This is a genomic window from Burkholderia sp. Se-20378, assembly GCF_017104665.1.
Lineage (GTDB): Bacteria > Pseudomonadota > Gammaproteobacteria > Burkholderiales > Burkholderiaceae > Burkholderia > Burkholderia lata.
The window spans coordinates 1-12,095 of sequence record NZ_JAAGPG010000256.1 but is presented as its reverse complement, the minus strand read 5'-3'; the positions used below and the strand labels follow the sequence as shown (position 1 = coordinate 12,095).

10 protein-coding genes are annotated in these 12,095 nt (G+C 67.9%); 7 read left to right on the top strand and 3 right to left on the bottom strand.

All coding sequences use genetic code 11. The features are described 5' to 3' along the window. The 7 genes from G3N93_RS23795 to G3N93_RS23765 all read left to right on the top strand — a co-directional run. Positions 1-898: FAD-dependent oxidoreductase (locus tag G3N93_RS23795; RefSeq protein WP_206134091.1), on the top strand; the 898-nt coding region annotated here is incomplete at its 5' end. Positions 899-959: 61 nt separating this feature from the next. After that, entirely contained in the window at positions 960-2,276 is a 1,317-nt protein-coding gene (gene preA / locus G3N93_RS23790; RefSeq protein ID WP_089476574.1) for an NAD-dependent dihydropyrimidine dehydrogenase subunit PreA, read from the top strand. 100 nt (positions 2,277-2,376) lie between these two features. Beyond that, positions 2,377-3,885, top strand: a complete 1,509-nt coding sequence (locus tag G3N93_RS23785; RefSeq protein WP_174989625.1) for an NCS1 family nucleobase:cation symporter-1 — start codon at positions 2,377-2,379, stop codon at positions 3,883-3,885. A 61-nt stretch (positions 3,886-3,946) separates the two neighbouring features. Next, a complete protein-coding gene (gene hydA, locus G3N93_RS23780) occupies positions 3,947-5,404 on the top strand; it encodes a dihydropyrimidinase (protein ID WP_206134090.1) in 1,458 nt (485 codons plus the stop codon). A gap of 341 nt (positions 5,405-5,745) precedes the next feature. Beyond that, a complete protein-coding gene (locus tag G3N93_RS23775) occupies positions 5,746-7,020 on the top strand; it encodes a NupC/NupG family nucleoside CNT transporter (protein ID WP_174943729.1) in 1,275 nt (424 codons plus the stop codon). A gap of 38 nt (positions 7,021-7,058) precedes the next feature. Next, positions 7,059-8,375 carry a thymidine phosphorylase gene (deoA, locus tag G3N93_RS23770; RefSeq protein WP_174945308.1) on the top strand — a complete coding sequence of 439 codons (1,317 nt, stop codon included), beginning with the start codon at positions 7,059-7,061 and terminating at the stop codon, positions 8,373-8,375. A gap of 108 nt (positions 8,376-8,483) precedes the next feature. Further along, the gene (locus G3N93_RS23765) at positions 8,484-8,873 is read left to right on the top strand and encodes a cytidine deaminase (RefSeq protein WP_011349355.1); all 390 of its coding nucleotides are present in this window, start codon (positions 8,484-8,486) and stop codon (positions 8,871-8,873) included. Positions 8,874-8,907: 34 nt separating this feature from the next. Here the strand turns inward: G3N93_RS23765 and G3N93_RS23760 are convergent, their stop codons facing one another. The 3 genes from G3N93_RS23760 to G3N93_RS23750 all read right to left on the bottom strand — a co-directional run. After that, positions 8,908-10,023: an aromatic ring-hydroxylating dioxygenase subunit alpha gene (locus tag G3N93_RS23760; RefSeq protein WP_174945306.1), complete on the bottom strand. Its 1,116-nt coding sequence runs from the start codon at positions 10,021-10,023 to the stop codon at positions 8,908-8,910. A 239-nt stretch (positions 10,024-10,262) separates the two neighbouring features. Next, on the bottom strand, positions 10,263-11,006 hold the full coding sequence (gene msrA, locus G3N93_RS23755) for a peptide-methionine (S)-S-oxide reductase MsrA (protein WP_174943722.1): 744 nt from the start codon (positions 11,004-11,006) through the stop codon (positions 10,263-10,265). A gap of 75 nt (positions 11,007-11,081) precedes the next feature. Further along, on the bottom strand, positions 11,082-12,095 hold a 1,014-nt coding region (locus tag G3N93_RS23750; RefSeq protein ID WP_206134089.1), incomplete at its 5' end, for a thioredoxin family protein.

Sequence of the window (12,095 nt, the reverse complement as noted above, 5' to 3'; positions counted from 1 at the left end):
CGGCGCGGGGCCGGCCGGGCTCGCGTGTGCGCACCGGCTCGCGATTGCCGGGCACCGCGTCACGCTGTTCGACGCGCGCCCGAAGGGCGGCGGCCTCAACGAATACGGGATCGCCGCATACAAGACCGTCGACGATTTCGCGCAGCGTGAGGTCGAGTGGTTGCTGTCGGTGGGCGGCATCACGTTGAAAACCGGCGTCGCGCTTGGCCGCGACATCACGCTCGACGCGCTGCGCGAGCAGCACGATGCGGTGTTTCTCGCGATGGGGCTCGGCGGCGTGCGTGCGCTTTCGATCGACGGCGAGCAACTGGGCGGCGTGATGAACGCAGTCGATTTCATCGTGCAGGTGCGACAAGCCGATGCGCTGGAGAACGTGGCGGTCGGGCGGCGCGTGGTCGTGATCGGCGGCGGCAATACGGCCATCGATGCGGCGGTGCAGAGCCGCAAGCTCGGCGCCGAGCGCGTGACGATGGTGTACCGGCGCGGCGTGGATGCGATGAGTGCAACGTGGGCCGAGCGCGAGTTCGCGCAGAAGAGCGGCGTCACGCTCGTCACGCATGCGAAGCCGGTGCGCATCGCGGGCGAGAACGGGCAGGTGACGGGTGTCGAGTTCGAGGCGGCAGCGGGCGAGCGCTTCACCGTCGATGCGGACATGGTGCTGAAGGCGATCGGCCAGACGCTGGTGCCGGACGCCATCGACGCCGCGCTGCTGACGGCGGACGGTGCGCGCATCGCGGTGGATGCGGACGGGCGCACCGCATGGCCCGACGTGTGGGCCGGCGGCGACTGCGCGGCGACCGGTGGCGTCGACCTCACGGTGCAGGCCGTGCAGGACGGCAAGCGCGCGGCCGCGTCGATCGACGCGACGCTCGCACAACGCGACGCGAAGGCTGCGTGACCGCATAACGCGCGCACACCACGAGCACAACGAACACGACCCCACTCTCACGGAGCCGACCATGGCCGACCTTCGCTGCACCATCGCGGGCATCACCTCGCCGAATCCCTTCTGGCTGGCGTCCGCGCCGCCGACCGACAAGGCCTACAACGTGAACCGCGCGTTCGAGGCGGGCTGGGGCGGCGTCGTCTGGAAGACGCTCGGGCTCGATCCGCACGTCGTCAACGTCAGTTCGCGCTACGGCGCCGTGCAGTGGAACGGTCAGCGCATCGCGGGGCTGAACAACATCGAGCTGATCACCGACCGTCCGCTCGACGTGAACCTGAGAGAGATCGCGCAGGTGAAGCGCGACTGGCCCGACCGCGCGCTGATCGTGTCGCTGATGGTGCCGTGCAACGAACGCGACTGGAAATGGATCCTGCCGCTCGTCGAGGATACGGGCGCCGACGCGGTCGAGCTGAACTTCGGCTGTCCGCACGGGATGAGCGAGCGCGGGATGGGCGCGGCGGTCGGACAGGTACCCGAATATGTGGAGATGGTCACGCGCTGGGTGAAGGAGGGCACGAAGCTGCCGTGCCTCGTGAAGCTCACGCCGAACATCAGCGACATCCGGATGGGGTCGCGCGCCGCATACAAGGGCGGCGCGGACGGCGTGTCGCTGATCAACACGATCAACTCGATCGTCGCGGTCGATCTCGACCACATGGCGCCGATGCCGATGGTCGACGGCAAGGGTACGCACGGCGGCTATTGCGGCCCGGCGGTCAAGCCGATCGCGTTGAACATGGTCGCGGAGATCGCACGCGATCCGGAAACGCCGAACCTGCCGATTTCCGGCATCGGCGGCATCTCGTCGTGGCGCGACGCGGCCGAGTTCATGGTGCTCGGCGCCGGCAGCGTGCAGGTGTGCACCGCCGCGATGCACTACGGCTTCCGGATCGTGTCGGACCTGGCCGACGGGCTGTCGAACTGGATGGACGAGAAGGGCTACGCGACGCTCGACGACATCCGCGGCCGCGCGGTGCCGAACGTGACCGACTGGAAATACCTGAACCTGAAGTACGACATCAAGGCGCGCATCGACCAGGACCGTTGCATCCAGTGCGGGCTGTGCCATATTGCGTGCGAGGACACGTCGCACCAGGCGATCACGGCGACGAAGGATGGCGTGCGCCACTTCGAAGTGGTGGACTCGGAATGCGTCGGGTGCAATCTTTGCATGCATGTGTGTCCGGTCGAGCAATGCATCACGATGGAGCGGGTCGATTCGGGCGACTACGCGAACTGGACCACGCATCCGAACAATCCGGCGAGCGCGGACGCGGGGGCGAGTGCAGGCGCGGCGGCACCCGAGAAGCACGCGAAGAAGGCTGCTTGACGGCATCCGGCGATGCGGGCCATCCTGCATCGCCGCCTTTCGTTCCACCCGGGCCGGCATCGCATGATGCCGGCGCTGACGTTTCAGTGGAGTGCGTTCGATGAATCACGCAGCGAATCCCGCCGATCCCGATAGCGCCGCGGCGCAGGGCGGCAGCCTGTACAACGACGACCTCGCGCCGACGACGCCGGCGCAGCGCACGTGGAAGTGGTACCACTTCGCGGCGCTGTGGGTCGGGATGGTGATGAACATCGCGTCGTACATGCTCGCGGCCGGGTTGATCCAGGAGGGCATGTCGCCGTGGCAGGCGGTGACGACCGTGTTGCTCGGCAACCTGATCGTGCTCGTGCCGATGCTGCTGATCGGCCATGCGGGCGCGAAGCACGGGATTCCGTATGCGGTGCTCGTGCGCGCGTCGTTCGGCACGCAGGGTGCGAAGCTGCCGGCGTTGTTGCGCGCGATCGTCGCGTGCGGCTGGTACGGGATCCAGACCTGGCTCGGCGGCAGTGCGATCTATACGCTGCTGAACATCCTGACCGGCAACGCGTTGCACGGCGCCGCGCTGCCGGTCATCGGCATCGGGTTCGGGCAGCTCGCGTGCTTCCTCGTGTTCTGGGCGCTGCAGATCTACTTCATCTGGCACGGCACCGATTCGATCCGCTGGCTCGAAAGCTGGTCCGCGCCGATCAAGGTCGTGATGTGCGTGGCGCTCGTGTGGTGGGCGACGTCGAAGGCGGGCGGCTTCGGCACGATGCTGTCGGCGCCGTCGCAGTTCGCGGCGGGTGGCAAGAAGGCCGGGCTGTTCTGGGCGACCTTCTGGCCGGGCCTGACCGCGATGGTCGGCTTCTGGGCGACGCTCGCGCTGAACATCCCCGACTTCACGCGCTTCGCGCATTCGCAGCGCGACCAGGTGATCGGGCAGTCGATCGGGCTGCCGTTGCCGATGGCGCTGCTGTCGGTGGTGTCGGTCGTCGTGACGTCGGCGACCGTCGTGATCTACGGCAACGCGATCTGGGATCCGATCGACCTGACGAGCCGGATGACGGGCATCGGCGTGGGCATAGCGCTGGTGATCCTCACGCTCGACACGATGTGCTGCAACCTCGCCGCGAATCTCGTCGGCCCGGCCTACGATTTCTCGAGCCTGTGGCCGAAGGCGATCTCGTACCGCACCGGCGGGATGATCACCGCGACGATCGCGATCGTGATGATGCCGTGGAAGATCCTCGCGACGACGGACGGCTACATCTTCACCTGGCTCGTCGGCTATTCGGCGCTGCTCGGGCCCGTGGCGGGGATCCTGATGGTCGACTACTTCCTGATTCGCGGCACGCGGCTCGACACGCGCGCGCTGTTCGACGAGCGCGGCGGCTTCAGCTATGCGCGCGGCTGGAATCCGGCCGCGCTGGCCGCGCTCGCGGTCGGCGTGCTGCCGAACCTGCCGGGCTTCCTGCACACGGCGTTTCCGGCGTCGTTTCCGAACGTGCCGGCGTTCTTCAACACGCTGTACACGTACGCGTGGTTCGTCGGCCTCGTGCTGGCGTCGTGCGTGTACGGCACCTGGATGAAGTGGCGCGCCGGACAGCACGCGCAGATCGCGAGCGCATGACGCGCGCGATGCATGTGACGCGTGTGATGCGGCACCTGACAGTCAACGAGGAGGCAACCCAATGGCAATCCTGATTCGCGGCGGCACCGTGGTCGATGCGGACCGCTCCTATCGCGCGGACGTGCTCTGCGCAGCCCCGGAGGACGGCGGCACGATCCTGCAGATCGCCGAAAAGATCGACGCGCCGGCCGGTGCGACCGTCGTCGATGCGCACGACCAGTACGTGATGCCGGGCGGCATCGATCCGCATACGCACATGGAACTGCCGTTCATGGGCACGACCGCGAGCGACGATTTCTACTCGGGTACGGCGGCCGGGCTTTCGGGCGGCACGACGAGCATCATCGACTTCGTGATTCCGAGCCCGAAGCAGCCGCTGATGGACGCGTTCCACGCGTGGCGCGGCTGGGCCGAGAAGGCGGCGGCCGATTATGGGTTCCACGTGGCCGTGACGTGGTGGGACGAGAGCGTGTACCGCGACATGGGCACGCTCGTGCACGAACATGGCGTGTCGAGCTTCAAGCACTTCATGGCGTACAAGAACGCGATCATGGCCGACGACGAGGTGCTCGTGAACAGCTTCTCGCGCGCGCTCGAACTCGGCGCGCTGCCGACCGTGCATGCGGAAAACGGCGAGCTCGTGTTCCAGCTGCAGAAGGCGTTGCTCGCGCGCGGGATGACGGGGCCGGAGGCGCATCCGCTGTCGCGGCCGCCGGAGGTCGAGGGCGAGGCTGCGAACCGCGCGATCCGCATTGCGCAGGTGCTCGGTGTGCCCGTGTATATCGTGCATGTGTCCGCGAAGGATGCGGTCGATGCGATCGCGCGTGCGCGCAGCGAAGGGCTGCGCGTGTTCGGCGAGGTGTTGCCGGGCCATCTGGTGATCGACGAGGCCGTCTATCGCGATCCGGACTGGACGCGTGCGGCCGCGCACGTGATGAGCCCGCCGTTCCGCTCGGCCGAGCATCGCGAGGCATTATGGCGCGGGCTGCAGGCGGGGCAACTGCATACGACGGCGACTGATCATTGCGTGTTCTGCGCATCGCAGAAGGCGATGGGCCGCGAGGATTTCACGAAGATCCCGAACGGCTGCGGCGGTGTCGAGGATCGCATGTCGGTGCTGTGGCACCACGGCGTGAATCATGGCCGCATTACGCCGAACGAGTTCGTGCGGATCACGTCGACGAACGCCGCGCAGATCTTCAACCTGTATCCGCGCAAGGGTGCCGTGCAGGTGGGCGCCGATGCCGATCTCGTCGTGTGGGACCCGGCCGCGACGAAGACGATCTCGGTGAAGACGCATCACCAGCAGGTCGACTTCAACGTGTTCGAGGGGATGACGGTGCAGGGCGTCGCGACGCACACGCTCACGCGCGGCGCGCTGGCGTGGGCCGATGGTGACTTGCGCGCCGTGCGCGGCGCGGGCCGCTACCTGAAGCGCCCGCCGGCGGCCAGTTACTACGAGGCCGCGCGGATCGCGAACCGGCTGCGCGAACCGCATCCGGTCGAGCGCACGGGTTGAACGTTGCGCAGCGCGCGGGGCGTGTCGGTTCGAACGACACGCTCCGCGCTTGAACCTGTTTTCCCGTTCGTGCGGGCACCCCTCCGGCCCGAATCCCTCTCTCCGCATCCCGACAATTCTCTCAATATTTGGGACGAATTGCGTGTGATCTCGTCTTTCCAATCCCCCGGTACATAGAAGAACTGAGCAAGTTGATGCGGCACACGATGTCGCGCAAACGCGACCATTTTGTTTGCGTTGTCGCCATGCATGGCGGCGAGTAATATCCACCGACGGCGTTGCGCAGGCGTGCCGGGCCGACCGCCGAACAGTCCAACAACATTGAGAGCAAGGAGTACGAGGTGGATATTCTGCGCAGTCTCCTGGGTATGCTGTTCCTGCTGCTGGTTGCCTATCTGCTGTCGAACAACCGGCGCGCGGTGAGCGGCCGGACCATGATCGCCGCGTTGTGCACGCAACTGGCGATCGGTGCGCTGGTGCTGTTCGTGCCGGCGGGCCGCACGGCGCTGGCGGGGGCCGCGAACGGCGTCAATCGTGTGCTCGACATGGGCAATCACGGCATCGCATTCGTGTTCGGCGGGCTGGTCGACAGCCGGATGTTCCAGTTGTTCGGCGACGGCGGGTTCGTGTTCGGCCTGCGCGTGCTGCCGATGATCATCTTCGTGACCGCGCTGATCGCGGTGCTGTACTACATCGGCGTGATGAAGTGGATCGTCGCGATCCTCGGCGCGGCGCTGGCGAAAGTGCTCGGCGTGAGCCGCATCGAGGCGTGCTCGGCGGTGGCGACGATCTTTCTCGGGCAGAGCGAAATGCCTGCGCTCGTGAAGCCGTTCGTGCGGAACATGACGAGCGCCGAGATCTTCACGGTGATGGCGAGCGGCATGGCATCGGTCGCGGGCTCGGTGCTGGTCGGCTACGCCGGCCTCGGCGTGAGGATGGAATACCTGCTCGCCGCGTCGTTCATGGCGGTGCCGGGCGGGTTGCTGTTCGGCAAGCTGCTGTATCCGACGGTCGAGCCGAGCCGCGTCGTGGTCGACGGGCTCGACTTCGACGACAAGCGGGCCGCCAACGTGATCGAGGCGGCGGCATCCGGCGCGTCGGTCGGGATGCGGATCGCGATCAACGTCGGCGCGATGCTGATCGCGTTCGTGGGGCTCATCGCGCTGATGAACCTGATCGTCGGCGGCGTGGCCGCATTCGCGGGCTTTCCGCAGATCACGCTGGTGGGTATCATCGGCCACCTGTTCGCGCCGCTCGCATGGATCATCGGCGTGCCGTGGCACGACGCGGCGCTGGCCGGCAACTTCATCGGCGAGAAACTGATCTTCAACGAGTTCGTCGCATATGGCGACCTGTCGCCGTACCTGAAGGGCGGTGAGCACGTCGCGGCCGCCGGCCTGCAGGTGCTCGACCCGAAGACGCTCGCGATCGTGTCGTTCGCACTGTGCGGCTTCGCGAACTTCTCGTCGATCGCGATTCTCGCCGGCGGTTTCAGTGCGGTCGCGCCCGAGCGCCGCTCGGAAGTCGCGCGGCACGGCCTGCGCGCATTGACGGCCGCGACGCTGTCGAACCTGATGAGCGCCGCGATCGCCGGCCTGTTCTTTTCCCTGCATTGAGCCCGCAGCGGCCATCGACCGACCGAGGAGAGGCAACGATGTTTTTACCGCAGGAATTCATTCGCCAGAAGCGCAACCGGCAGCCGCTCGATCGTGACGGGATCGCCGCGTTCGTGCGCGGCGTGACCGACGGCAGCGTGACCGAGGGCCAGGTGGCCGCGTTCGCGATGGCCGTGTATTTCAACGACCTGAGCACGGACGAGCGCGTCGCGCTGACGCTCGCGCAGCGCGACTCGGGCGACGTGCTCGACTGGCATGCGCTCGATCTCGACGGGCCGGTGATCGACAAGCATTCGACCGGCGGCGTCGGCGATGTGGTGTCGCTGATGCTCGGGCCGATGGTGGCCGCGTGCGGCGGCTACGTGCCGATGATCTCGGGGCGCGGGCTCGGTCATACCGGCGGCACGCTCGACAAGCTCAGCGCGATTCCCGGTTACAACGTCACACCCGATACGGACGCGTTTCGCCGCACGGTACGCGACGTCGGCGTCGCGATCATCGGGCAGACCGCGCGGCTGGCGCCGGCCGACATGCGCATCTATGCGATTCGCGACGTGACGGCGACCGTCGAATCGGTCGCGATGATCACCGCGTCGATCCTGTCGAAGAAGCTCGCGGCCGGGCTCGACGGGCTCGTGATGGACGTCAAGGTCGGCTCGGGCGCATTCATGCCGACCGCCGAGCAATCGGCGGAACTGGCCCGCAGCATCGTCGACGTCGGCAATGGCGCCGGCATGAAGACGACCGCGATCCTCACCGACATGAACCAGTCGCTTGCGCCGTGCGCAGGCAATGCGCTCGAAGTGGCGTGCGCGATCGACTACCTGACGGGCAAGTCGCGTCCGGCCCGCCTGCATGACGTCACGATGGCGCTGTCGGCCGAGTTGCTCGTTACCGGCGGGTTGGCACGCGACGTTGCAGACGCGCGCGCGAAGTTGCAGCATGCGCTCGATACGGGTGCGGCGGCGGAACGTTTCGCGAGGATGGTCACGGCGCTCGGCGGTCCCGCGGACCTGATCGATGCGCCTGCCCGTTATCTTGCGCGGGCGGAGGTGGTCGTACCGGTTCCGGCGCGCGCGAGTGGCGTGGTGCAGCGGGTCGATTGCCGCGCGCTCGGGCTGGCGGTCGTCGCGCTCGGCGGTGGCCGCACGCGTGCAGCGGATGCGATCGACTACAGTGTCGGCCTGACGGCGCTCGTGGAGATCGGGCAGCGTGTCGAAGCCGGCCAGCCGCTCGGTTACGTGCATGCCCGCGACGCCGCCGCCGCGGCGCACGCGGTGGACGCGATCCAGCGCAGCTACGTGCTGGGCGAGACGGGCGAAGCGCCGCCGACCATTTATCAGCAGATCGGCTGACCGGTCGCCGGCGCTGACACCGGCGATTGCTTCACTTCACGGCGAATCGTGACGGCCGGGATGCGGCCGCGCCGAAATATCCCGGCACACAATCGGAGGCACGACGAAATGGAACGACACGAACTGATCGAAGCGGCGAAGGCGGCGCGCGAACGCGCGTATGCGCCGTATTCGCGCTTCAAGGTCGGCGCGGCGCTGCAGGCGCGCGACGGGACGATTTTTCACGGCTGCAATGTCGAGAACGCGTCCTACGGACTCTGCAATTGTGCGGAACGCACGGCGATATTCTCGGCTATCGCTGCCGGTTATCGACCGGGGGATTTCACGCGGCTCGCGGTCGTCGGCGACACGGACGGCCCCATCGCGCCATGCGGCGCGTGCCGGCAGGTGATCATCGAGATCGGCACGCCCGACATCGAAGTGATTCTGGCCAACCTGAAAGGGGCCGTCGAGGTGACGACGGCCCATGCGTTGCTGCCGGGCGCGTTCCGGCTGTAACGGCGCGCGCTATTCAAGCCACACGCCACGCGCATCACGCGCCCTCGCGCGCTTCGCGGATCGGAATCACCGTGCGCGCGCCGCATTGACGCAGCAGGTCGCGCAGTTCGTTGATGACCGGAAACACCTCGTGGTTCCAGTCGGCGCCCTGCCGATCGTGCGCTTCCTGCTCGCGCTCGACGATCCAGCGATCCTCGCGGAAGATGCGCTCGGTGAACCAGACGAGCAGCGGCCACGCGAGATCGAGCGCGAACGGGATGCCGGGCTTGTGGATCGACAGCAGTCCGAACGTGCGGTTGGTGCGCTGCTCGGCGTCGAGCGGCACGTAGACGATCCACAGGTCCATCACGAGCGTGCCTTCGCTCGAGCGGATCTGCAGCGTCTGGTACGGATAGCCGGTGCGCACCGTCATCACGCTCTTGTCGGACTGGTCGGCCGGCTTCTTGCTCGCGCCGAACACGAGGGCTTCGCCCACCGGCTGCTTGCCTTCCATCCGTGCGAACGTGTAGTCGACCTCGACCCAGTCGTCGCCGCGGCGCCGGCCCACCGAGCGCGCGCGCATCTGCCCCATCTGCTTGCGATGCAGGAACTGATGGTTCATGTCCATCAGGTTCTCGTGCATGAACGAGTAGTGGCACTTGACCTCGCGGCCGAAGCGGCGCGTTTTGTATGCGCGGTCGTCCGCCGATTCGAGTGCGGGGAACGGCCGGGTGTCCGCGAGCGTCGCATCGCCCGGGAATACGAAGATCAGCCCGTGCGATTCGCGGCACGGATACGCGCGCACGCCGTTGGGCAAGCGCTCGCGGCCGAGGTACGGCACATCGACGCAGCGGCCGCTGTCGCACGCGTAGGTCCAGCCGTGATAGCAGCAGCGCAGCGTCTCGCCGCTCACGACGCCGGCGTGCAGTGGCACCTGGCGGTGCGCGCAACGATCCTCGAGCGCGTACACGGCGCCGGATTCGGTGCGCACGAGCACGATCGGATCGCCGGCGAAGTGCACGCCGAGCGTCTTGCCGCGTTTCAGCTCGCGTGACCACGCGAGCGGGTACCAGTGATCGGGATGAATCGGCACGCGGCGCAGGTCGCGCACGGCCGCGCCGGAAGAGGGTTCTCCAAGGGTGCCGCTGTCAGGAATGGGCACTGCACGCATGCGTGACGTCTCCGGGCTGGACTGGGATTCCGGGCGCCGCGTGATGCGGCGGGGATCTGGAGAAGTCTACGCGAAGTTGCCTGTCGCGGCGGACGCGATGCGGGTTTGCCCCGGCACGGCCGCCGCGGTTTCGTTGATGCAGCGCAAACCGGGCCGATGGCCGCGTGCGCTGGCCGTGCGTGGCCGCATGGGCCCCGGCCGCGCGGCGGGCATCATCCCGTCACGCGGCCGCTTGCCGGTCACGAGCGCGCATCGCGCCACAGCACGGCGTCGGTGCGGTACAGCGCCGGGAAGTGCTGCTTCAGCCCGGTGATCTTCGGCATGTCGTTGTACGCGATGTACGGCGCGTCGGGGTGCAGTTCGAGGTAGTTCTGGTGATAGGCCTCGGCCGGGTAGAACCCCTTGTAGTCCTCGACGCGCGTGACGACGGGCGCCGGAAACACGTGCGCGGTGCCGAGCTGCGCGATGTACGCGGTCGCGACCGCGCGTTGCTGCGTGGTGGTCGGGAAGATCGCCGACCGGTATTGCGACCCTTCGTCGGGCCCCTGCCGGTTGAGTTCGGTCGGATCGTGCGCGACCGAGAAGAACACCTGCAGCAGCCGGCCGTACGTGATCTGGGTCGGGTCGTAGACGATGCGAACCGATTCCGCGTGCCCGGTCAGCCCCGAGCCGACGAGCGCGTAGTGCGCGGTTTCGGACGCGCCGCCCGCATAGCCGGCCGTGACCTGCTTCACGCCCTTCACGTGCTCGAACACGCCCTGCACGCCCCAGAAGCAGCCGCCGGCGAGCACGGCCGTCTCGTCGTGCGAGGTGCCGGGCGTTTCGTCGAGCGTCGGCGCGGGCACGGTGCGCATCGGCTCGGCGGAATTGACGATGCGCTGGTAGCCGAACACGGCGGCGGCTGCCACGGCGATGGCGCCGATGCGGCGCAGCATCGCCGTGCGCCGGTGCGGCGCGGGACCGCGGGGGGAGGTGGTGTTCATGGTGTACTCCTTCGGGACGCGGAATGGAAAGCGGGAGGCCTGGAAGCGGCGCCGGTGCGCCGCGTCCTGCCGGGATCAGCCGAACGTGAACGCATACGCATTCACGCCGGGATCGAGAAACTCGATCGCGAACGTGCGATCGGCGATCGCGCCGGGCTGCCGGACCAGCTGGTACAGGCGCTGCCCGGTCACGGTGCCGTAGCCTTGCGCATCGACATCGGTGCCGTGCGCGTTGCCGGGCGCCGCGCCGTCGATCGTCACGCGAAAGCGCACGGGCTGGCCGTTCGCACCCGGGCCGAGCACGAGGTGCAGGTCGCGGGCGTGGAAGCGGTAGACGATGCGGCCGGCCGGCGCGTCGAGCGACGCGCGTTCGGCGCCGACCTGCCACGTGCCGGCGAGGCCCCAGTCGTTGAGATCGGGGTGCGCCGGCGCGTCGTAGCGGTGCGCCGCATCGCGCACGCCGCCGCCCGGCGACGTGAAGCTCTCCGCACGTGCGTAGCCGACATAGGTTTCGGGCGAACGGACGTCCGCGGTGTCGGCCGCTGCGAGTGCCCCCTTCGCGGGTGCGCCGGCGAGCCCGATCGGTACGTTCCGGGCTTCCGGATGGCCGGCCTCGGCGAGCCGCGACTGGATCGCGCGCCCCGACTGCGCGTATTCGCCTTCGCCGAAGTGGTGATGGCGGATGCGCCCCTGCGCGTCGATGAAGTAGTGCGCGGGCCAGTATTCGTTGCCGAACGCGCGCCAGATCGAATAACCGTTGTCGATCGCGACCGGGTAGTCGATGCCGAGGTCGTGCACGGCCTTCTTCACGTTGCCGATGTCGCGCTCGAACGCGAACTCCGGTGCGTGCACACCGATCACGACGAGCCCGTACGGTGCGTACTTGCGTGCCCATGCGGTCGTGTACGGCAGCGTGCGCAGGCAGTTGATGCACGAGTAGGTCCAGAAGTCGACCAGCACGACCTTGCCGCGCAGGCCGGCCGCCGTCAGCGGCGGCGAGTTCAGCCATTGCACCGCGCCGTCGAGCGACGGCAGCGTACCTTCGACGGGCAGCGCGGCAGGCGTCGCGTCGACCGCGCGCATCATCGC

Coding starts and splice junctions, on each gene's coding strand:
- preA (WP_089476574.1), top strand. CDS start 960: ATGGCCGACCTTCGCTGCACCATCGCGGGCATCACCTCGCCGAATCCC.
- G3N93_RS23785 (WP_174989625.1), top strand. CDS start 2,377: ATGAATCACGCAGCGAATCCCGCCGATCCCGATAGCGCCGCGGCGCAG.
- hydA (WP_206134090.1), top strand. CDS start 3,947: ATGGCAATCCTGATTCGCGGCGGCACCGTGGTCGATGCGGACCGCTCC.
- deoA (WP_174945308.1), top strand. CDS start 7,059: ATGTTTTTACCGCAGGAATTCATTCGCCAGAAGCGCAACCGGCAGCCG.
- G3N93_RS23765 (WP_011349355.1), top strand. CDS start 8,484: ATGGAACGACACGAACTGATCGAAGCGGCGAAGGCGGCGCGCGAACGC.
- G3N93_RS23760 (WP_174945306.1), bottom strand. CDS start 10,023: ATGCGTGCAGTGCCCATTCCTGACAGCGGCACCCTTGGAGAACCCTCT.
- msrA (WP_174943722.1), bottom strand. CDS start 11,006: ATGAACACCACCTCCCCCCGCGGTCCCGCGCCGCACCGGCGCACGGCG.